General features: G+C 55.6%; 17 protein-coding genes. 6 read left to right on the forward strand and 11 right to left on the reverse strand.

Annotated features, from left to right (window positions below):
• Nucleotides 1-16 precede the first annotated feature (16 nt).
• The 4 genes from N0M98_RS13870 to N0M98_RS13885 form a co-directional block, all read right to left on the reverse strand.
• Nucleotides 17-1,738, reverse strand: a complete 1,722-nt coding sequence (locus tag N0M98_RS13870) for a glutamine--tRNA ligase/YqeY domain fusion protein (protein ID WP_259618252.1) — start codon at nt 1,736-1,738, stop codon at nt 17-19.
• 603 nt (nt 1,739-2,341) lie between these two features.
• Complete coding sequence (locus tag N0M98_RS13875; protein WP_249860963.1) at nt 2,342-3,754, reverse strand: ABC transporter substrate-binding protein; 1,413 nt, start codon at nt 3,752-3,754, stop codon at nt 2,342-2,344.
• Between the two features lie 77 nt (nt 3,755-3,831).
• On the reverse strand, nt 3,832-5,376 hold the full coding sequence (locus tag N0M98_RS13880; protein ID WP_259618234.1) for an ABC transporter substrate-binding protein: 1,545 nt from the start codon (nt 5,374-5,376) through the stop codon (nt 3,832-3,834).
• The gene (locus tag N0M98_RS13885; RefSeq protein WP_249860961.1) at nt 5,373-5,915 is read right to left on the reverse strand and encodes a sigma-70 family RNA polymerase sigma factor; all 543 of its coding nucleotides are present in this window, start codon (nt 5,913-5,915) and stop codon (nt 5,373-5,375) included. Before N0M98_RS13885 ends, N0M98_RS13880 begins: the two co-directional genes overlap by 4 nt.
• Nucleotides 5,916-6,103: 188 nt before the next feature.
• Between N0M98_RS13885 and N0M98_RS13890 the strand changes: the two genes are divergently transcribed.
• A complete protein-coding gene (locus N0M98_RS13890; RefSeq protein WP_259618235.1) occupies nt 6,104-6,235 on the forward strand; it encodes a hypothetical protein in 132 nt (43 codons plus the stop codon).
• Nucleotides 6,236-6,254: 19 nt separating this feature from the next.
• Nucleotides 6,255-8,303, forward strand: coding sequence for a peptidoglycan D,D-transpeptidase FtsI family protein (locus N0M98_RS13895; protein WP_259618236.1), 2,049 nt, complete (start codon nt 6,255-6,257; stop codon nt 8,301-8,303).
• Nucleotides 8,304-8,539: 236 nt separating this feature from the next.
• Here the strand turns inward: N0M98_RS13895 and N0M98_RS13900 are convergent, their stop codons facing one another.
• The 3 genes from N0M98_RS13900 to N0M98_RS13910 all read right to left on the reverse strand — a co-directional run bounded on the left by N0M98_RS13900 (nt 8,540) and on the right by N0M98_RS13910 (nt 12,077).
• Nucleotides 8,540-9,799 carry a M16 family metallopeptidase gene (locus N0M98_RS13900; protein ID WP_259618237.1) on the reverse strand — a complete coding sequence of 420 codons (1,260 nt, stop codon included), beginning with the start codon at nt 9,797-9,799 and terminating at the stop codon, nt 8,540-8,542.
• A 220-nt stretch (nt 9,800-10,019) separates the two neighbouring features.
• Nucleotides 10,020-10,958: an MraY family glycosyltransferase gene (locus N0M98_RS13905; RefSeq protein ID WP_375295485.1), complete on the reverse strand. Its 939-nt coding sequence runs from the start codon at nt 10,956-10,958 to the stop codon at nt 10,020-10,022.
• Nucleotides 10,959-11,246: 288 nt separating this feature from the next.
• Complete coding sequence (locus N0M98_RS13910; protein WP_259618238.1) at nt 11,247-12,077, reverse strand: GNAT family N-acetyltransferase; 831 nt, start codon at nt 12,075-12,077, stop codon at nt 11,247-11,249.
• Nucleotides 12,078-12,285: 208 nt separating this feature from the next.
• Here N0M98_RS13910 and N0M98_RS13915 point away from each other — a divergent pair, with 208 nt between their 5' ends.
• Complete coding sequence (locus N0M98_RS13915) at nt 12,286-12,672, forward strand: glyoxalase superfamily protein (RefSeq protein ID WP_249860957.1); 387 nt, start codon at nt 12,286-12,288, stop codon at nt 12,670-12,672.
• Nucleotides 12,673-12,756: 84 nt separating this feature from the next.
• Here the strand turns inward: N0M98_RS13915 and N0M98_RS13920 are convergent, their stop codons facing one another.
• The 4 genes from N0M98_RS13920 to N0M98_RS13935 form a co-directional block, all read right to left on the reverse strand.
• Nucleotides 12,757-13,935, reverse strand: a complete 1,179-nt coding sequence (locus tag N0M98_RS13920) for an NAD(P)/FAD-dependent oxidoreductase (RefSeq protein ID WP_249860956.1) — start codon at nt 13,933-13,935, stop codon at nt 12,757-12,759.
• A 34-nt stretch (nt 13,936-13,969) separates the two neighbouring features.
• The gene (locus N0M98_RS13925; protein WP_249860955.1) at nt 13,970-14,392 is read right to left on the reverse strand and encodes a DUF1641 domain-containing protein; all 423 of its coding nucleotides are present in this window, start codon (nt 14,390-14,392) and stop codon (nt 13,970-13,972) included.
• 395 nt (nt 14,393-14,787) lie between these two features.
• Nucleotides 14,788-15,339 carry a TetR/AcrR family transcriptional regulator gene (locus N0M98_RS13930; RefSeq protein WP_259618239.1) on the reverse strand — a complete coding sequence of 184 codons (552 nt, stop codon included), beginning with the start codon at nt 15,337-15,339 and terminating at the stop codon, nt 14,788-14,790.
• 178 nt (nt 15,340-15,517) lie between these two features.
• The gene (locus N0M98_RS13935) at nt 15,518-16,711 is read right to left on the reverse strand and encodes a glucose-1-phosphate adenylyltransferase (protein ID WP_249860953.1); all 1,194 of its coding nucleotides are present in this window, start codon (nt 16,709-16,711) and stop codon (nt 15,518-15,520) included.
• 255 nt (nt 16,712-16,966) lie between these two features.
• On the opposite strand from N0M98_RS13935, the gene N0M98_RS13940 reads away from it, so the two are divergent.
• The 3 genes from N0M98_RS13940 to N0M98_RS13950 are packed head-to-tail and all read left to right on the forward strand — an operon-like array spanning nt 16,967 to nt 20,714.
• Entirely contained in the window at nt 16,967-18,052 is a 1,086-nt protein-coding gene (locus N0M98_RS13940) for a GerAB/ArcD/ProY family transporter (RefSeq protein WP_259618240.1), read from the forward strand.
• Complete coding sequence (locus tag N0M98_RS13945) at nt 18,049-19,578, forward strand: spore germination protein (RefSeq protein ID WP_259618241.1); 1,530 nt, start codon at nt 18,049-18,051, stop codon at nt 19,576-19,578. The genes N0M98_RS13940 and N0M98_RS13945 overlap by 4 nt, the downstream gene beginning before the upstream one ends.
• The gene (locus tag N0M98_RS13950; RefSeq protein WP_259618242.1) at nt 19,578-20,714 is read left to right on the forward strand and encodes a Ger(x)C family spore germination protein; all 1,137 of its coding nucleotides are present in this window, start codon (nt 19,578-19,580) and stop codon (nt 20,712-20,714) included. The genes N0M98_RS13945 and N0M98_RS13950 overlap by 1 nt, the downstream gene beginning before the upstream one ends.
• The last annotated feature ends 11 nt before the right edge of the window (nt 20,715-20,725 follow it).

Raw genomic sequence — 20,725 nt, forward strand, 5'->3', positions numbered from 1 at the left:
AACGCCCCCTGCCGGCTCAGCCTTGCTTGCCCTTCCAAGGATCTTTCAGCGGAACGATCCGATTAAACACCGGCCGTTCCGCCGAAGAAAGCTTCGTATCTACGCTGAAATAGCCGTGCCGCATGAATTGATACCGACTCCCCGGCTCCGCGCCGGACAAATACGGCTCCACCATACAATCGCTTAGCTCGATGAGCGAATCGGGATTCAGTCTGTTCAGCCACGCCGTTTCGCCGTCTTCGTCGTCTTCGCCTGCAGCCGCATCGTCCTCAAGCAGCAGCTTGTCGTACAAGCGAACCTCTGCCCGGACGGCATGCTCGGCCGATACCCAATGAATCGTGCCTTTCACTTTCCGGCCCGTAAAGCCTGTGCCGCTCTTGGTCAGCGGATCGTACGTGCAGCGCAGTTCGACGACCTCGCCGGTTTGCGGGTCCTTCACCGCCTCTTCGCACCGCAGGAAGTAGGCGCCCTTGAGCCGCACCTCCTTGCCCGGCGACAGCTTATGGAACCCCGCGGCAGGCTGCTCCATGAAATCGTCCCGCTCGATATAGACGACCCGCGAAAAAATCAGCATCCGCTCGCCGAGCCCGGGATGATTCGGATTGCACGGCAGCGGCAGTGACTCGCTCCACCCTTCGGGATAGTTCGTGATGACGACCTTAAGCGGCCGCAGCACAGCCATGACGCAGGGTACGGCCGATTGGAGCTCATCCCGAACGATATGCTCCAGCAGGGAGACATCGACGGTCGCCGCCGCTTTGGCCACGCCGATTTCTTCCAAGAAGCGGTGAATACTGCCCGGCGTGAACCCTCGCCTGCGCATGCCGCGAATCGTGACGAGACGGGGATCGTCCCATCCGTCCACATATCCCCTGCCGACCAGCTCCCGCAAGTATCTTTTGCTCGTAACGGCACCCTTAAGGTTCAGCCTGCCGAATTCTCTTTGTTTGGGCGCAGGACGGATCGCAAGCTTTTCCAGAAACCACTCGTATAAAGGGCGATGATCTTTGAACTCGATCGAACAGAGCGAATGAGTAATGCCTTCGATCGCATCCTGCAGCGGATGGGCGAAATCATACATCGGGTACAAACACCAGCGGTCTTGAGTCCGGTAATGCCGCGCATGCACAATACGGTAGAGCACAGGGTCGCGCATATTCATATTGGGCGAAGCCATATCGATTTTGGCCCGCAGCACCCGGGACCCGGTCGGAAATTCCCCGGCTTTCATTCTCCGGAACAAGTCGAGATTCTCCTCGATGCTGCGGCCCCGGTAAGGGCTCTCCCTTCCCGGTTCGGTCAGCGTGCCCCGATATTCACGAATCTCGTCGGCGTTCAAGTCGCACACGTAGGCGTCGCCGCTTTCGATAAGCCGCACGGCATAAGCATAAATCGTATCGGAATAATCCGATCCGTAATAAATATGGCCGCCGGGATCGAACCCGAGCCATTTCATATCTTCCACGATTGCATCGACATACTCGATATCTTCCTTGAGAGGGTTCGTATCGTCGAAGCGCAGATGGAACTCGCCATCGAAATCGCGCGCCATCGAATAATTAATATGAATCGCATAGGCGCTCCCGATATGAAGATACCCGTTCGGCTCCGGCGGAAAGCGAGTGCATACCTTGGCGCTGTCCTCCCCTTGCCGGATATCCTCCAAAATCATCGCCTCTATGAAATGCCGAGGAACGCGTTCCGTCACATGCGGTGCGGCTGCGGCGTCCGGCGCCATGCGTGTTTCTTGGTTCAAGCCGTCGTTCATCATTGGCGGCACCTCCATTTTTCATGATCTAAACAACAAAAAAACTCCCACCCCCAAGACATCGAAGTCTTGGGGGCGAGAGTATGCTTCGCGGTGCCACCCCAGTTCATCGGCATGTCGCCATGCCGGCCTTGTCAGGTACGGCCGGCCGCAAGGACGGGCGATACCTTAGCTCTGTAACAGGAGCTCCTGTCATAGTCTCCCCTCGCGCCGCAGGCGCCAGGATCGGTATGAGGCTCAGAGGCTTGGTTCGATAAAAGCGGCCTGACCCCTTTTCAGCTGCCGGGGCTCTCTATTCAAGCGCCATTTATTTACTCTTCTCTTCATTGCCGGTTGATTTGGAAATATTGAGAAAAATGTACACTAACATCCGCGTAATGTCAAATGTAAAGAACTTTCCAAAGCCTCGAGCCGCTTTTGTCATAAAAAGCCGGCGCCTGTGGCATGGAACACGCAGAAGGTTCCGACACGCCGGCGCTTGCCGAGCAGATCGAGTCCCGGCAGCTGCGGATGGCGGGGCAGTCCCGCCCCGCGTCTCCTTACGCTCCGGTTATTTTTTTATGGAAGCCGCCCTTAGCTCCCCTCGGCTCCGGCTTCGCCTGCTTTGGCCCTCGCGGCCGCTTGCGCCTCGTCCAGCGCCCGCTGCCCCTGCTCCTGCTGCAGGCGCAGGCCTTCCTCTACGGAGAGACCGCCCTGCAGCATGGCGTCCATCAGCTTTAGCGACAGCTCGCGGTACGTCTGTCCGAACTCCATAGGAACCGCCGCATAGTTATCCGAATTATCCGCCTCCTCATACTTCACCCGGTAAAACGGCTCCAGACTGTGGCCGTCGATCTCCTTGGCGAACGCCTGGCGCACCGGCAGCTCCAGCTCCGTCTTCATCTCGATTTTCGCCGCCTCGGCGCCGTTGAAATATTTGATCACTTCCCATGCGTTCGTTACGTTCTCCGCCCGGGAGCCGATGCTGAAGATCGGATATACGTAAAAATCCGGGTTTTGCCGATGCGCCGGATCGGCGGAAGGCACCGGCGTCATATCCCAGGCAAACGCAGCCTCCCGCTGCCGGAGGCTGCGAACCTGCCCGGCGGTGGATATCGTCATGGCCGCCCTGCCCGCCCCGAACAGCTCCTCGCGCTCCACATCCTCCTTATCGAAGCGCTGCTTGTCCGGCGGCGAATAGTCCCACTGCAGCGCCCCGCTCTTGTAGCCGTCCAGCACGAGCCGGTAAATCCGCCGCCAACCGTCCGTATCGGCGATCAGCTTGCGGCCGGAGGCGTCGAAATGCGCCAGTCCTTCGGCCTGTCCGATGTATTGGATCAAGTCGAGCGGAGACTGCATGTAGCCCATATGAAACCCGTACACCCGCTCCTCCTTGCCCCCTTCCGCGGGAAAGCGCTGCGCCAGCCGCAGCATATCCTCCCAGGTCATCGCCGCCGCCGGATAAGGAATGCGATACCGGTCGAACAAGTCCTTGTTGTAGAACAAGACCGAGGAGGAAAACTTCGGCGCCAGCCCGTACAGCTTCCCCTGCCCTTTGATCTGCAAATAATCGACGGCGGCCGGCAGCAGATTGTCCAGGTCGAACTTATCCTTGGCGATCAAAGGCGACAAATCGTACAATCTGCCGCTTGCCGCCAGCTTTCCGTAGCTCCACGTGTCGGTGAACAAAAGATCGGGCTTCTTCTCGTCAATGATGTCCATATATTTCTTGACGGGATCGCCTCCCTGATCGTACAGCCCTAACGTCGGGATAATCTCCACATCCAGATCGGGAAATTTAGCGGCAAAATAATCGGCGTAGTCCATGCGAAACGTATCCTCGTTTGCGATGGCAATCCGGATAACGCCCTTGGCGCCCGCTGCGGCCGTCTCCTCCCGCTTCTCGCAGCCGCCAAGCAGCAGCGCTCCGGCCATCGCCATGCCGAACGTCAGCATGCCTGCTTGCCGCCACCGGCCCGCCGTCCGTTCCATACTCTCTATATTCATGCCTGTCTCCTCCTATCGGCCCCTTATACCTCTCGGCCCCCTTATTTCCTGTCCAACCCGCGCAATCTTTGCGCGAGTCAATTGCGGCTGTCCAGCATTGCGCCGAACAGCGCCTGCTGCGCATCGTCCTGCAGCTGCCTGAGCGCATCGTCCAGCTTCGCCCGCCCTTCCAGAATCGTTTTCGCCTGCTGGGCGGCGAGCGGAGCGAAGGCTTCGTTGAATTTGCGCAGCACCCGCGGATGGAGCGGTATATCCGCCGTCTTGGCCGGTTTCATCGTATAGAAAGGCGCGTAATTATGCGCGTCGTCGGGCTTTACGGTCTGCAGCCGCACGTTCAGGCTTCCTCCGAAGGAGGAGAGGTTCTGCTTTTTGGCTATTTCCACGCTGTCGATCAGCTTGAGCATCTCCCAGCTCGTCCTGAGCTTATCCGATTTGGCGTTGATGGCGAATACCGGTCCGAGCGTGAAGGAAGCGGACTCGTCCGGCCGGGCCGGATCGACCGGTTCACTGACGATATCCCAAGTGAACGGCGATATCTTGTACTGGTTCTGCGCCATCTTCAAATTGCCGCTCATCGAAAATCCCGATAAGGCCATCGCCGCATGCCCCGTTACGAACGGGTTGGTCTTCAGCATATCCTGCATCAGTATGTTGCCCTCCGGGCGCGGCTCAGGCCGGAATACGTAGCCCTTCCGGTAGCCGTCCAAGGCAAGCTCCCACGCTTTGTTCCAGCCTTCGGTATGCACGGTCGCCTTCTTGCCCTCGGCATCGATCAGGCTGAGCCCTTGCGTCTTGCCGATTCGCGCAGCCAAAGCGGAAGCGTCGTCATAGTAGGAAGGCGCCAGCCCGTACATTCGCTCCTCGCCCTTGCCGTTCGCCGGAAACCGCGCCGCCAGCTGCAGCATCTCCTCCCAGCTCATCCCGCTCTTCGGATAAGGAACGCCGTAGCGGTCGAACACGTCTTTGTTATAATACAGAGCTTCCATCTCATAGATCGGCGATACGCCGTACAGCTTGCCGCCCCCAAGCCTGCGCAGCTCATCGGTAACCCCGCCGTACACGGCCTGCAGATCGTAGCGGTCCTGCCTCATCACCTCATCGAGCGGATACAGCCGCCCCTCCTTGGCCAGCTCGGCGTACATTTGCGGAGACATATACAGCACATCGGGATTCTCCTTGTCGATCAGCTCGGCCAACGCCTGCGCATCGCCCGTATTCCAGCCGACTTCGCCCGACGGGATCACCTGCACATCCACATTCGGATAGCGGATCGTGAACGCCTTGCCGTAATCGGCCATAAACGTATCTTCGTGAAAATAAGCGACCTTCAGCGTCGTCTCCTCCTCTGCTTCCATCGGCTCCAGCACTGCCGGGTTCGCCGGCTTCGACAGCTGCCGAATCATTCCTTCAAGCTGCTCCTGCTTCGTCAAAGCAAACACAGACAGCACGCACATAAGCAATACCGGACTCCATTTGACCCAGCCTGCCTTTCTAGGACGTTGCTCCACCTCTACACGCTCCCTTACTTTTCGCCTTAACTGCTCCGTAAAGCCCGCTTCCCCCCGCATTACCGGCGGCTCCGTCAGCCGCTTCTCCCACTGCTCCGGACCGTTCCGCTTCATTGCGCTCCCTCCTCGTTCAACCGCTGGGTTACTTTGGCTCTCGCCCGGTGCAATCTGGACTTGACCGTCCCTTCGGACAATGAGAGCAGCCGGGCAATTTCCGTGTGCGTCAATTGATGATGCGCATGCAGCAGCAGCACCTCGCGCAGCTTGCGGGGAAGCTCGAGCACGATCCGCCATACTTCCTCGGCAACGAACCTTCCCATCGCCTCCGCTTCCGCCGACGGGCCGCCGTCCGCCCGCCGCCGCAGCCCGAACGGAATGACCCTGCGCATCCATGCGGATCTCCAATGATCCTTCACCAGATTGCGGGTGATTGCGAGCAGCCAGGTTTTAACCGTCGCCTCTCCCCGGAACGAATACAATCTTTCGTATACTTTCACGAACACTTCCTGCGCAATGTCGTCGGCAAGCTCTTTTCTCCGGGTTAAGAAAAACGCGTAATGCCACACGTCGTCGCCGTAAACATGCATCAGCTCTTCCAGTACGGCATTTTTATCCATCCCGCCGGAGATCGATTTCAAATATTCAAAAGCCACCCCTGTTCACCTCACAACCAATTGGACGATACACCGGCAAAATGGTTCCCTTTTGTGGGAATTTTTTGTGACTAGCCTCCGCCGAAGGGTAACCTTCCTCCCGCTTGAAGCGTCTTAATTATAAAATTATTTTCCTGCATTCGCATCTCCCATGGTAAACTATGGAGAGATAAGGAGAGTCGGTGTGAATGCGATCAACGGACGGCCGCGCAAGACGGCGAGGGCATTGGAGACAGGCTGCCGTCTTCGCAGCGGCGGGCTTTTTGGCTGGCGTTATACTATGGGTGCTCATCTTGGGGGCGGCCCAAATTACGAATTAAAGCTGGGAGTGAACAAGAAGTGGGAAGCGGCATTTTTCGGCAAACCGAAGATCAGGCCGAGAAGCTGGAAATCCGGAAACGGAAGCATTTCTCGGTCCGGTTGAATTTATTCTTTTTTGTCACGTTCGTGTTGTTCAGCGTTCTGATCATCAAGTTGGCTATCCTGCAGTTTGTCGAGGGCAAATATTTCAAGGAAGTCGAGAATATGATTTCCAACAGCGAAAGCCCCATCGCGCCGATCCGCGGAACGATCTACGACCGCACCGGTTATGCCATCGCTCAGTCCCGTTCGATGCAGTCGCTGTACTACCGCGTGGAAGGCCGAGCCACCAACAGGGATGAGATCATCGAGCTGGCCAAAGAGCTGGAGAAAGTGTTCGCCGATTACGGCAAGCCTGAGGCCGCCCCGCTGTCGGCTGCGGAAATTCTCAAGCGAATGGACGTCGGCTTCGATCTGGACAAAAACAGCACGAAGGAGCCGAGCTATTACTCCGTACCGAGAAGAATCAAGACGGATTTGTCGACTAAGGAAATCGCCTATTTGATGGAGCATCGCGACGTGATGAAGGGAATCGAAATTTTCGAGGACAGCATCCGAATGTACGACAATCAGACGATCGCCGCTCAGCTTGTCGGTTATATGAAGCGGTTCAGCGCGGCGCGCAACCCGGAATCCGGCCTGGCTTATTACCGCAGCAAAACGGACGAATACCTGGACGTCGAGGATGTCGGCTTCGACGGTCTCGAATTGATGTACCAGGAGGAGCTTCGCGGCAAGAAAGGCATCAAGAGCTATCCGGTCAACGCGGTGCAGAAGATTGTCGGACCCGCAACGCTCGTCCCCCCGGAGAAAGGCCATAATCTGTATTTGACGATCGATAAAGACGTGCAGCTCGCTACCGAGCAGGCGATCGTCGATCATTTGAGCTATTTGCACAACCGTTCGCTCGCCGGCCAGTTCGCCTATGCGCCGAATGCGCGCTCCGGCTATGCGGTAGCTATGGAGGTGAAGACGGGCAAGGTCGTCGCCATGGCGAGCATGCCGGATTACGATACGAACCTGTGGACCGGCGGCATGAGCACGGAGAAATATAACGAGATTATGCCGTTCGTCAACAACGGCACGATTACGACGTCTTACCCCGATTATCCGGCCAAAGAACGCAGCAAGCATCCGTCCTCTCTCGTTTACATGGGATCGGTCGTGAAGCCGCTGACGATTCTGGTCGGCCTGGACGAAGGCGTCATCACTCCAAGCACCACCTATAACGATACGGGCTCCTTCTCCTTCGGTACGGGGAACAAGGCCATGATCAGCAACTCGGACAGACATCCCTACGGCTTGCTTAATCCGACCACGGCTATTATCAATTCTTCCAATACGTTCATGTCGGCGATGGTCGGCATTCCGCTGTACAACAAATACGGAGGCGAAAAGTCGAAAGTGCTGGATGTATGGGCGGATCACCTGGCCCAGTTCGGATTGGGCGTCAAGACCGGCAGCAATCTGCCCAATGAGTACCCCGGGTCGAATGAATTTTTCCAAAACGCCAAGACGAGCAGCATGCAATCCGCCATGGTATACGCCTCTTGGGGACAGAACGAGAAGTACACGACGCTGCAGCTGGCGCAGTACGCCGCTACGCTGGCGAGCCGGGGCAAGCGGATGCAGCCGCAGTTCGTAGACAAGATTACGACCGCAAGCGGCGAGCTGGTCAAAGGCTTCGAGCCCGTCGTGCTGAATGAAGTGAATTATCCGAAAAACTATTGGGATACGGTCATTAAAGGAATGAAGAGCGGAGCGATGGGCATCGAGGATTTGCCCTATCCGGTAGCCCGCAAAACCGGGACGTCGACCCAGGAAGTGCCGGGCGGCACCGTCGATAACGCGGTGCTCATCTCCTTCGCTCCGGCCGACGACCCGGTGCTGGCGGTCGCCGTCGTCGTTCCCGAAGGGGAATTCGGGCGCTACGGCGCAGCTCCGATCGCTGCCAAAGTATACGAAGCCTACGATCAATACATCGGCGGACTGAGCGGCAAAGAGCCTACCGGCGCCAAGCAGCCGTGAGTCCCGGGCGGGTGCGCGCGGCAAGCGCATGAATCGCCCCAGAACGATACAGAAGCCTCCTTCGCTGTAACCCAAGCGAGGGAGGCTTTACTCGTGTTCACCGGGCATCCAAGCATGTGTCCGATGAACCGGATAGAACGAAACGAGACCCGTGAGGGCGCCAAGCGGCACTGCCGCCGTACTATGAACGGCTCGAAGCCCTCCGCAAAGCGGGCGCACTTTCACGCATACAGAGTTTACACCGCCGGTTCGGCGGCGTCCGCCTCTTGCGTTTGCTCGGCGCGCCCAACCTGCACGAACAACATGTGATCCTGCTGCAGATAGGTTTGGGCGAATGCCGCCACAGCGTCGGCGCTCACGGCTCTCATCCGCCCGGCGAAATGATAAGGGTCCGTATTGAGTCCGTACAATTGCTGCGATGCGAGCCTGGCATTGACCGACTCCGCCTGGTCTTGCGCGATCATGTGGCGACCGACGATGGCATTTTGCGCCCGCTGCAGCTCTTCATCGGATATGCGCTCCTGCCGCATGCGGCCGAGCTCTTCCAGTATAACCGCTTTCGCTTCTTCCAGCCGCAGCGGATCGGTCGCGACATAGCCGGTAATGAAACCCTCGCTGACCATAGGGCTAAGCCCGGCCCGCACTTCGTAAGCGAGCCCCATCTCTCCGCGGATGCGCCGCCACAGTCTGGAGCCCTGCCCGCCGCCGAGCAGGTGCATGGCGACAAATCCGGCGTACTTATCGTCATTGTACGCATCCGGCCCGTACATCCCCCAATGCAGCTGCGCTTGCCGGATGTCCCTCGCTTCATGAACGACGCGGCCGCCGAGCTGATACCGGGTCAGCGGGTCCAGCCGGACGGAAGCCGGTTCCGCGGCGGGAATGTCCAGAGCGCTTACATGCCGAACCAGCTCTTCATGCGGAATATGCCCCGTCGCTACCAGCACGATATTGCCCGGCCTATAGAACTGCGAATGAAACCGCACTAGATCTTCCCGGCTTATCGAGCTTACCGTCGACTCCGTGCCGAGATTGCCGGCGCGTTCGGGATGCATTCCCCTCAGCAGTCGCAGCAGCGTGCGGCTGCCGTATTCGCGGGGATGATCCTGCGATCGCTTGATCTCCTCCAGCACGACTTTCTTCTCCATCTGCAGCTCATGCTCCGGAAACGTCGAATGAAACACGATATCCGTGAGCAGAGATACGCCCTGCTTCCACCGGTCGTAGGGCGTATAGGCGTAATACCGCGTCCGGTCCACGCCGGTGGCCGCATTCAGCCTCCCTCCGTAATATTCGATATCATGGGAGATTTGCTCCTTGGTACGGACTGCCGTTCCCTTGAACATCATATGCTCCAGAAAATGGGCGATTCCGTAAGGATAATCATGCTCATGATGCCCTCCCGCCTTAACCCAGTAACACAGCAGCGTAGATACCGCCTGCTCGTTATGGCTTGTGATGACCGTTAATCCGTTGTGCAGCGTCGTCGTTTGCATTGCCGACCTCTCCCTCCCGGGCTGAACTTGAGTCCTCTTAGTTTATTACTATATAGATATGCCCTTTACACTGTTTTAGGATCTGTCCGATGAACCCGTCATACAGACTCTCGTAAATCGCCGGCGGCGGATGACGATACGTCTCCCGGCAGCTGCCGGCCGTTTGTAAGCAAAGAAACCGCCTGGCCGGGACGCTCCCGAACCAGACGGTCGTTTGACGTTATACGTGAAGCATTAAAATAATGATCGAAGTCAAGCTGAAGCATACGTTGATCAAGCATAGCACCATGAGCGCCTGCTTCGTATTCAAGCCGCTGGCGAGCAGGCGGTAATGCGCTTGCGTCGCGTCGGCCTGATAAATCGGCTTGCCGTTAAGGAACCGCTTGACGACGACGAACAAATTGTCGAAGATCGGCACGCCCAGAGCGAGAATCGGGATGAATAACGACAATACCGTCGCCTGCTTGAAAGCGCCGTTCAACGCAATGACCGCAAGCATAAAGCCGATGAACGAAGCGCCTGCGTCGCCCATAAATACTTTGGCCGGAGGCTTGTTATATTTCAAATAACCGAGACCTACGCCGACCAGCAAAATAGCCATCATCGCCGAATCCGGCTGGCCTTTGGCCAAAGCGACAATGAACAGAGTAACCGCGGAAATGGTCGACAAGCTGCCCGCCAGACCGTCCATCCCGTCGGAGAAATTGATGACGGTCGTCACTCCGAAGATCCAGGTCACCGTCAGGAGAAACTGAGCCCAGGTCCACAGCAAAATCTCTTCCCCGGTGAACGGATTCGTGAAGCCGTGAAAGACGATGCCCGATTGGTATACGATGACGGCGGCCAGCAGCTGAACGACCAGCTTGGGCAGAGCGGGCAGCTCCTTGCCGTGCGTTTTGTACCAATCGTCGACGATCCCGATCGACAGCACGAGCAGTCCCCCGGCCATAATCGCCAGCGATTGACTGAAATTATCCCGTATGAAAATAAAATATGTAATGACGAAACCGGCAAAAATCGCGATTCCCGCCGTTAGCGGAATCGGTTCCCGATGAATCTTTCTCTCGCTGTCGGGCCGCGGCTTGTCCACAAAATCGATTTTATAAGCCAGCTTCCGCAGCGGAGGAATAAGCCATAATACGATTAAAAACGAAATCAATCCAGCGGTAAAATACAGTATAACGATCCCTCCCCTGAAATTGTCGACCGGACGGACTATGTAAGGAAACTATACGACAATTTCCATTATAACACAGCAAAAGGCCAGGTGAACATGCCGTCGAATGATAGCCCCATGATAATCGGATGATAGAACGAGTATGAGCTTCGCTCCCCATTCTCCTTGCTGCAAGCTTACCTCGTCTTCACTCAGAACCGCTGGCGGTACCAAGAGAGCAAGCGACGGAGCATTACAAAAGTCACCGCAACATTGGCCGGTCCGCCGCAATTATCCCACTGATCCGCTAAGCCGGGAGAAGACCATCTCCGGACGCCAAGGCAGCGGCTCGCCGAGCCTCATTCGGACGGCGCGCTTGACGACCGTAAATCCTTCTCCTTCGGCATACTCCAACGCGGCGCGGTTGCCGTCCAGGACCGCAAGCGAACGCTTCCCGTCCGCATCGATCAATCGATGCAGCAGCGCACAGCCCGCTTCGGCGTCCTCCGCTATGATCGTGCCTGCGGCCCAGGGCAGATTAAGCTGAAACGCGCGCAGCCCGGAGCCGTCCGCGTGCGGCACGACCCAGCCGCCGTTCGGCCAAAGGACGCCGATCAGCGCCGAGCGATCCTCTCCCGTCGCCCGGCGGTCGAGCAGCCCCGCCTGCGGCAGATCGCGCCCGGTCATCAGCCGCATCGGCACCGGCTCGGGGAACGGCTTGACGATGCTTTCGTCGCTTTTGCGCATAAAGCAGTACTCCCCGTCCGCCGCAAAGCCCAGCTTCTCATAGACCGGCCTGCCGAGGTCCGTCGCGATAAGCTGCAAGGTACGGCAGCCCTTCCCCTGCATGATGCTTACGATGCCTTTGGTCAGCAGCTTGCCCGCCCCTTGCCCGCGGAAGGCGGCATCGACAATGATAGGACCGATCCAGGCCGTCGGACCGAACTGCGTCCCATTGGCTACGCCGATCACTTGACCCTTGTGCTCAGCCACAATCGTCTCGCAGCTCGCAAACTGCAAATAGAACGCAAGCGGAGGCCGGAGATCGCCCCATCCTTCGGGCTGAAGCCGCACTACCGCTTCCAGATCGCCGGGACTCATAGGGCGGATCGTCGTTTCCATGCACTATCATCCTTTCCGTGAATAATTATTTATTTTAATGAATTATTATACATTATTATTTGAAACTGTCCACGCTTATTTACCGGCAGTCGTTGTGTTCCTTTCCCAAATCCTGTATTCTAATCCCAGCTTCACTTTTATGACGATTGTACGGCCGTTACAACCTTTCATCCGTTACAAACCTTTCCATTAGAGGAGGACTGCGTTTATGGACACGCCCGAGCTTCGCTTCAACCCGCCCGTGCCGATCATCCGCATGTTCGATGTCGGTCAGACCAAGGACTTTTATTTGAATTTCCTGGGCTTTACCCTCGACTGGGAGCATACCTTCGATGAGAATTTCCCGCTGTACATGCAGATCTCGCGCAGCGGATGCGTCATCCACCTGTCCGAGCATTACGGCGATTGTTCGCCGGGCGCCGCCCTGCGAATCGAAACCGACAACGTGGCGGACCTCCATTCCCGCCTGCTGTCGCAGCAGTACAAGTACGCCAGACCGGGTCTGGAGAATACCCCTTGGGGCACTAAGGAAATACAGCTTACCGATCCGTCCGGCAACCGGATTATATTCTACCAGCCTTCCCCTCCGGCATAACAGCTCCGAACAGGCTTCATGCTCCTATGCAAAAAAAAGCCCTGCTCCCGGAACGATTCCGAAAACAGGGCTTTTGGCTTTGAATTAATAAGCTAATGTGAAAAGACCGTTAATATGCGACAAGTAACGCATGTTGCTCGCTTCCTTCATCAGCGAAGCAGGCAGACCTTTCAGGCGGGTTTGGTTCGCGCCGATCGTACCGATAGCGTCTTTGCGGCCAAGGCTTCCCAATGTTCCCGAGAATACCGGAACGAATGCTTCCTTAGGTCCGTTATTGAAGTAAGCGAACAGATTATAACCGATCGTTTCGCCCATTTGCCATGCCAATTGAGCGGTCGGAGGATATGGACGGCCTTCGTTGCCCATAACGACGGCGCTGTCGCCTGCGATGAATACATCCGGATGAGATGTCGATTGCAGGAATTCAGTTACCGTAGCGCGTCCGCGGTTCACTTCGATGCCACAGTTGGCGACAACCGCGTTCCCTTGCACGCCGCCAGTCCAAACCAGCGTATTCGTTTCGATCGAACGGCCGTCCTTCAAGGATACCGCCGTTTCCGTCATTTCCGTAATCGCAAGTCCGGTCAAAAATTGTACGCCGCGTTTTTCCAAGCTGGTTTGCGCGCGTTCTACCAATTCAGGAGCAAAGCCTGCCAAAATGGAAGGTCCGGCTTCTACGCAGTAAAGGGAAATTTCGTTGAAATCGATCCCTTTTTTACGGCACAGGCCTGGAAGCATGTCGGCAAATTCGCCGACCAATTCGATTCCGGTAAGTCCGCCGCCGCCGACAACGATCGTAGCATCGGCTTTGTTCTTGGTTCTGGCATACTCTTCAATGCGTTCTTCCACATGAGCGCGCAGACGATTGGCATCAGCCACGGATTTAAGGATAAAGCTGTGCTCCTGCAATCCGGGAATTCCGAAGAACGCCGTTTCGCTTCCGAGGGCGACGACGAGCGCATCGTATTCGAAGGTTTTGCCGCTTTTCAGCAGCACGTTTTTATCCTCGACGCGGATGTTTTCTACCGTATCGATAACGAGGTTCACGTTTTTGCCGCGAAGCAGCTTTTCAAGAGGAAGCGCCACCGCATGCTCGGATACGCCACCTACCGCCAATCTATGAAGCTCCGTGATGATTTGGTGAGTAGGATAACGGTTGACCACGGTAATTGTGGCTTGCTCCGGTGTAAAGTATTTACGGGCTGTCAGCGCAGTCAACAGACCGCCGTAACCGCCGCCTAGAATTAATATTTGCTTCGACATACTTATCCTCCGTTCTTAGGTTCGATCCGATGAATTAGTGCTGTTCCTTTTGGGAGCGGCGTTCCGCCAATACGTCAAGGAAAGCTTGGGAAAGCTGCAGCGCCTTTTGTACTTGCGGATCTTTCAGCATTCTTAACATGCCGAACAGACCGATCGAAGCGGTTTGGGCTGTTTGCACACGGTCGTTAGCTTCAATAGCCGCAGATGCAATGCCTTTGGCGCCTTCTTGAATCGGCTTGACGAACTCTTCCATGCCGCCCTTGATGTCCTCGATCAGTACTTGGTCCGTTACCACATTTTGTACGACATCGTAGGTTTTCGTCAGGATCGTAACCAGCTCAGCTAACTTAGGCAGGTTCTCCACCAAAACGGTAAGCGATTGTTGTACCTCGGGTTTCATCAATTGATCCAGTACATCGATGGATTCCCGTGGGATCGTTTGTGTAGTTTCTGACATAAGTAAACGTCCTCCTTTGCTTTGAGATAGAAAACCGCCAGTGTCTGCATTCCTGTTCAAAGATAGCTTTTCCGTCCCAAGGAGATTTATGAATCGTTGGATTTGAGCCCAAATGTAACTTTTTTCACAAGTGCGAGAAAAAAAAGTCCCATAACTATTTCATTCCTTGCGAATAGAACAGGCGCCAAACGGAATCCTATGTAATTACTATTATACTCCTCCTGAAGCAAATAGAAAAAAGCAATTTTCGACAATTGTGAACATTTTGAGAACAAATCGTTCCATTTTGTCCGTCGAGAATACGGTTCCTGAAGATATTCTCTGGAAATCTTGGAAACCCGTGAGATTCCGGCGTTTATGCGCCTTGTCATCCGTTCATCCGTCTTTTGCGGGGATCAGCTCCCGTCTTTTCTATGCACCGGCTTCAGCTCCGGCATATCTAGCACCGCGGCCACATGACAGAGCATACCGTTGGCCAGAAACAAGCTGACTTCCGCTTCAGGATCGCTAATATTGGCCCCGCGAAACCGTTCAAGCACCAGTTCTCTCACCCGGCTGAGCCCGTCTCTCATCGCCAGTCGGATCGGTTCGTCTTTAATGCCCTGGCCCTGAACCTGCAGCACCATCTCATGGTGATGCGTTTCCATCAATTGCTCATAACGCAAAATCATTTCTTCTACAAGACGATCCGCAGGAACGTCCACTTGGGCGAAGCAGTCCAAGGTCCGCTGAAAGGCGCGTTCCAGCGCTGCAACGAACAGCTCCTCTTTATTCTTGAACAGCTTGAACACATAAGGCTGGGATATGCCCACCTTCTCGGCGATTTGCGCTGTCGTAGTGCCGTAATAACCGTTCTCGGCAAAAACCTGCACCGCGGCTTCCAGTATTTCTTCGCGGCGGGCGGCCTGCAAGCTGTCGCGTTTGGACACAGAGGCGGATTTGGCCATAAACAGGCCTCCTTCCCTACAGTAGTTAGTGACTGATTAGTCACCATTCTACGACAATTCTCTGTGTATTGCAAGGCCTGGGCCGATAGGAGTTTCCACGCGGCTTCAACTCCCACCGGCTTTCCGGCCGCTTTTTCACGGCGCTTTTAACAGCTGTTTTTCCCGCGCCGTCGTGCCGTCACAAAATCAATTCGGCTTGGAACTGGCCGGCCGTCATATAAGCGGCGGAAGGCATGTCCTGCCCGACATATTCGCGGTCTCCTACGACCGAAATGGCCGCGCCGTCAGGCGAGCCTATCTCCGCGCCGTCCCGAATAACCGCGCCTTCGCCGATAATCGCCTTGCAGATGGTAACCCCGCTGCCGATTTGAGCGTTCGGCATAATGACACTGTCGACAATGCGGCTGTCCGGCCCTACAGTAACCCCGGCCGAGATAACGGAGCCCTCCACTTGCCCGTGAACGGCGCAATCCGCGCAAACGATCGAATTGCGGATCGTCCCCGATGTATCGATATAGCGCGATGCTTCCGGGCCATATCCGCTATACAGCGGCCTTGCCGCAGGGCTGGAGGCGAAACGCGGATTGCTGCCGAGCAGATCCATATGAGCTTCCCAGAGACTTTCGATCGTACCTACGTCCTTCCAATAACCTGCGAATTCATATGCATGAAGCTTTCCTTGACCGGCCAGCATCGCCGGAATGACATCTTTGCCGAAATCGTGACTTGAAGCTTCGTTCACAGCGTCTTCCTCCAAATAGCGCTCCAGAAAAGAAGTATTAAACATATAAATTCCCATGGAAGCGAGATTGCTTGCAGGCATCTTCGGTTTTTCCTTAAATTCCGTAATCTTCCCGGCCGCATCGGTTTTCATAATGCCGAACCGACCCGCCTCCTCCATCGGCACCGGAGTTACCGCGAGCGTAGCTTCCGCTCCGGTTTCCCAATGACGCTGCAGCATGGAACGGTAGTCCATGTGATAAATATGATCGCCGGATAGTACAAGAATCGTGTCGGGGCTATGCTTGACAATAAACGGCCAATTGCGGTAAACCGCATCGGCGGTTCCCGTATAACCGGCATGGCCGACATGCGGCTGGCCGGAAGACAGAATGGCTACCTCTCCCTGCTCCGGCTTCTCCAGCCATGCCGAACCGAGTCCGATATGACGATGCAGCGCTTCAGGACGATATTGTGTGACGACGCCGATCGTATCCAGCAAGGAATGCCGGCAATTGCTCAGCGCGAAATCGATCATCCGGGCCGATCCTCCGAAATGAACCGCCGGTTTCGCCTTCGTCTGCGTCAATACGCCCAGCCTGCGTCCTTCACCGCCGGCAAGGAGCATAGCGACACATTGTTTCTGTCTCATCCCGTAATCACCAAACCTTTCCAAAAGTACAAATCGCCACGAACCAGGGCATCCTGCTTAGTATGGCCTTAAGCGCCCATTATCAATAACTTAACGCCAGACCTTTTTTTCCCTTGCGATTGCGGAACGCGGAACAGTTTATTATTTTTCCTTGGAATACGGGAATTATGTCAAAATTCGACATGCCGACAGACTAAAAAGGTTTGCTTTTGGATATGAATGTTAAGGTGACCTTAGGGAGTTGACCTTGCCGACATGAACTCATCCAATAAAATCTCAGTCCTGCAAATGGGAATGCTGCTTATTATGACGGTAGGGCTGGCCAACCACGTTACGCTGATCCCCCTGCTGCTGCAAACTGCCAAACGGGACTCCTGGATCGCCGTCATAGGCGCCTTTGCCTTGATGGTTGCCTGGACGTGGGTTCCGTTTGTCATCATACGGAAAACCGGCCAAACCAACCTGATCGAATGGCTGGGCAGCCATATCGGCCCCTGGTTCGCTTCCATCGTCAGATGGACGGCGGCCCTGTATTTATTCAGCTTGGCCGTCATCTCGCTGCGGGAAACAACGACTTGGACGAAGGTCACCTATTTGCCCCAGACACCGCTCATTGTCATTGCAGCCTGCTTTATGCTGCTCTGCTGGTATACGACTAACCGTGGCGTTCAATCGATTGCGATTTCCGCCGGCATCTTGCTCCCCTTCGTAGTCGCGCTCGGCTATTTCGTCATGGGAGCCAATTTCCAATACAAGCGTTACATTCTGTTGTTCCCTTTGTTCACAAACTATGGTCTCGATTGTCCGCTGCATGATTTACGCCGGAGGGGCATGATCGAGCTGATTATGATCCTATTCATGCAGCATTTGCTCAAAGGGTCCGTCAAATGGCGGCATTTGCTCTTCCTGATAACGGTTATGGCCGGGCTGACGCCCGGTCCGCTGATGGGCTCCATCGCCGCATTCGGTCCCGAGCAAGCCGCCGTTCTCCGTTACCCCGCCTATGAGCAATGGAGGCTTGTCACCATCGGGGACTATGTGGCTCATGTCGACTTTTTCTCGATTTACCAATGGCTGTCCGGCAGCTTTATCCGCATCTCCTTATCCGTCTTTCTGACCGTCGAGGTTCTGCAAATCCAATCTAAGCAGAAGCGCGTCATTACGACCAACCTGCTGTGCCTTCTCCTCTTTATCGCAGGGCTGCTCCCGGTCACGGATATGACCTATATTGCCTACATTCACAAATATTACAGCTTCACCTTCTTTATTGTTTTGTTCGGTTCGCTGCTGCTGGCCGGATTGGCCGTTTTCAAAAACAAAAAGAAAGGACGCCGCTTATGAACTGGGTCGCATGGCTTCGCAAGAAGCTGGCAGAAAAACACAACGCATCCCCCGCATCCGAGCAGGACCCGACTCAAGTTATTACCGATTGGAATGAGGAAAAGCTAACGGCTTTTTTTGCCGAATCATCCGACGTCAAAATTATCGGTCAGCGCTATCATCATGATCGCTCTCTTAAGCTCGTGTTCGTCTATTGCGAAGGAATGGTCGATCTTCAGAAGTTTCAGGAGTGGATCATTCCGGTGCTGGATCAGCAGCTTAAGCGTTCGGCCGATTGGCAGCCGGTCCTGGGGGAAGTCACGGATTTGCTGCAGCTGCAACCGATCCGTTCCAACGAAGACATGTACACCTTGTTGTTCAGCGGGCAGCTGCTCCTCTTGTTCGAATCGCTATCTTTAATGTATTCCGTCAATATCCCGCAGATCCCCCAGCGGAATCCCGAGGAATCCACGACGGAAATTTCCGTCAAAGGGCCCCGGGATGCATTTACCGAGGAGCTGGCCACCAATGTCGCTCTTGTCCGCAAGCGGCTGAGAACGCCGTCGTTATGCAACGAAATCTTCGAAATCGGGCGCAGAAGCCGCACGAAGGTGTCCTTGATGTATATTCGGGATATTATGAACCCGCACATCATTCAGGAGGCGAGAGAGCGGCTTAGCCGCATCGAAGTGGATGCCTTGCTGAGCAGCGCTCAGTTGGAGGAAAGCTTGTCTGATCACTCGTATTCGCTGTTTCCGCTGGTCGATTATATCGGCCGTCCGGATTTCATCGCGCAATGCTTAATCCGCGGGAGGTTCGCCGTCCTTGTGGACGGGTCGCCGATGGCGCTAATCGCGCCTTCGAATTTAACCGAGCAGCTCAAGTCTCCCGAGGATCTTCATTTTCACTTTTACTTCGTCGGATTCGAACGGCTCCTGCGCATTGTCGGCCTGTTCGTAGCTATCTTCGCTCCGGGCTTCTGGGTGGCGCTCAGCGCCTTCAATATGGAACAGCTCCCGTTCCCTTTGCTGGCCACCGTCACCAACTCGCGGATCGGGCTCCCTACCTCGGCGCCGCTTGAAGCTTTGCTGATGCTGTTTTTATTTGAGATTTTCCGCGAGGCCGGCATTCGCCTGCCCAAAGCGGTGGGCCAGACGATCGCCGTCGTCGGAGGGCTCATTATCGGCGATGCCGCCATTCGCGCAGGCTTGGCCTCGCCGACTATGCTGATCGCCTGCTCCGTCACGGCCGTAGCGACATTTACGCTGGTTAATCAAACGTTAAGCGGGGCCGTCAGCGTGCTGCGCATTTTCGTGCTTCTTTGCGCATCGTTTCTCGGGCTGTTCGGCTTTTTCCTCGCCATGTTCTTTATCGTCGTCTATTTGTCCGGCCTTCGTTCATTCGGCCTCCCTTATCTCGCGCCGCTCTCTCCAGTTTCGATCCGCGGCCTGCTTCCGGCCCTCCTCAGCCTGCCGTGGAACAAACAGAAACAGAGACCGCCGATGCTTCATCCGAAAGACGGCACCCGACAAAGAGGGCGGGAATAATGCGCGCACGGTGGAAGGCGAGCTGGGTTCTGCCGATCGTGTTTCTGTTAACCGGCTGCTGGGACTCCCACAACGTGGAAAAAGTCAATTACATCGCCGCCCTCGGCATCGACTACGAAAAGCCCAATTATGTCATCTACGGGCAGATGCTCGATTTCGGCTCCGTCGCCAAACAGGAAGCCGCGCAAAACCGCGAACAAGCAAACATTTGGTTAGGACGCGGGGAAGGCGAGACGATGAATATCGCTATGAACGCTTTGTACAATACGGCGCAGCAGCGGATTATTTGGAGCCACGTTACGACCATTCTTATCGGAGAGCGGGCCTTGAAGCAGGGGGTTGACAGTTTTCTTGACGCCACCGTCCGTTTCCGTGAAATCCGGTTTACTCCCTGGGTATTCGGAACGAAATTGGCGGTGAAGGACATTCTGACGACTCCCGCTTTCTTTAACCTGTCGCCCCTGGAGACCATCTCCCACGCCCCGGTAGAAAATTACCGGCAGCGCTCATGGATCGTACCGCTAAATTATATGACCTTTCTCGCAGATTACCAGGAGCCGGCGAAAACCGTCATTTTACCGAGTTTGTCGATCGATCCGGCACAATGGACTAAACTCAAGCAGCCATCCCCCAAGCTGGCATGGGACGGCGCTTACGTTCTGTCGAAGAAAAAAACGAAGGGGAAGCTGAACCTGGAAGACTTGGAGGGCTTGCGCTGGCTGGAGGAGAAGACCGTGCGTACTCCGCTCGTCGTCAAAGACGGAGACAAGACGATCGGCGTCGTCTCCTTGGAGAAGCCGAAGCCGGTCATTCGCGTTCTCAGCGCTTCCGGACATCCGCGTTATGAATTGACGGTTTCGCTGCACGGCAACATCGTCGAGCTGCTCAGGCAGACGAAGGAAGCCGACTTTCTGGCGAAAGCCGAGCAAACCGTCCGGGAAGAAATCCGCTCTACTTTTGAAAAAGGGCTGTCCATGAATACCGATCTGCTCCAGCTGGAGTACGCGCTGTATCTCGCCCGTTACAAGGACTGGGTGAAATTGTCGGATGAAGGGGCGCTCGGGCTGGATAAAGATTCGCTGGAACGGATCAACGTTCATATTCTGATCGAGCATTCGGGGATGCTGAAGCAATAACCGGCTCCCGT

Source organism: Paenibacillus doosanensis, from assembly GCF_025060755.1.
Taxonomy (GTDB): Bacteria; Bacillota; Bacilli; order Paenibacillales; family NBRC-103111; genus Paenibacillus_S; species Paenibacillus_S doosanensis.

Excerpts from the sequence above, each read along its gene's own strand:
- N0M98_RS13935 (WP_249860953.1), bottom strand. The coding sequence starts at position 16,711 with ATGAGACAGAAACAATGTGTCGCTATGCTCCTTGCCGGCGGTGAAGGA.
- N0M98_RS13920 (WP_249860956.1), bottom strand. The coding sequence starts at position 13,935 with ATGTCGAAGCAAATATTAATTCTAGGCGGCGGTTACGGCGGTCTGTTG.
- N0M98_RS13950 (WP_259618242.1), top strand. The coding sequence starts at position 19,578 with ATGCGCGCACGGTGGAAGGCGAGCTGGGTTCTGCCGATCGTGTTTCTG.
- N0M98_RS13880 (WP_259618234.1), bottom strand. The coding sequence starts at position 5,376 with ATGAAGCGGAACGGTCCGGAGCAGTGGGAGAAGCGGCTGACGGAGCCG.
- N0M98_RS13910 (WP_259618238.1), bottom strand. The coding sequence starts at position 12,077 with ATGGAAACGACGATCCGCCCTATGAGTCCCGGCGATCTGGAAGCGGTA.
- N0M98_RS13945 (WP_259618241.1), top strand. The coding sequence starts at position 18,049 with ATGAACTGGGTCGCATGGCTTCGCAAGAAGCTGGCAGAAAAACACAAC.
- N0M98_RS13930 (WP_259618239.1), bottom strand. The coding sequence starts at position 15,339 with ATGGCCAAATCCGCCTCTGTGTCCAAACGCGACAGCTTGCAGGCCGCC.
- N0M98_RS13915 (WP_249860957.1), top strand. The coding sequence starts at position 12,286 with ATGGACACGCCCGAGCTTCGCTTCAACCCGCCCGTGCCGATCATCCGC.
- N0M98_RS13940 (WP_259618240.1), top strand. The coding sequence starts at position 16,967 with ATGAACTCATCCAATAAAATCTCAGTCCTGCAAATGGGAATGCTGCTT.
- N0M98_RS13875 (WP_249860963.1), bottom strand. The coding sequence starts at position 3,754 with ATGAATATAGAGAGTATGGAACGGACGGCGGGCCGGTGGCGGCAAGCA.
- N0M98_RS13890 (WP_259618235.1), top strand. The coding sequence starts at position 6,104 with ATGCGATCAACGGACGGCCGCGCAAGACGGCGAGGGCATTGGAGACAG.
- N0M98_RS13900 (WP_259618237.1), bottom strand. The coding sequence starts at position 9,799 with ATGCAAACGACGACGCTGCACAACGGATTAACGGTCATCACAAGCCAT.
- N0M98_RS13870 (WP_259618252.1), bottom strand. The coding sequence starts at position 1,738 with ATGGCGCCGGACGCCGCAGCCGCACCGCATGTGACGGAACGCGTTCCT.
- N0M98_RS13925 (WP_249860955.1), bottom strand. The coding sequence starts at position 14,392 with ATGTCAGAAACTACACAAACGATCCCACGGGAATCCATCGATGTACTG.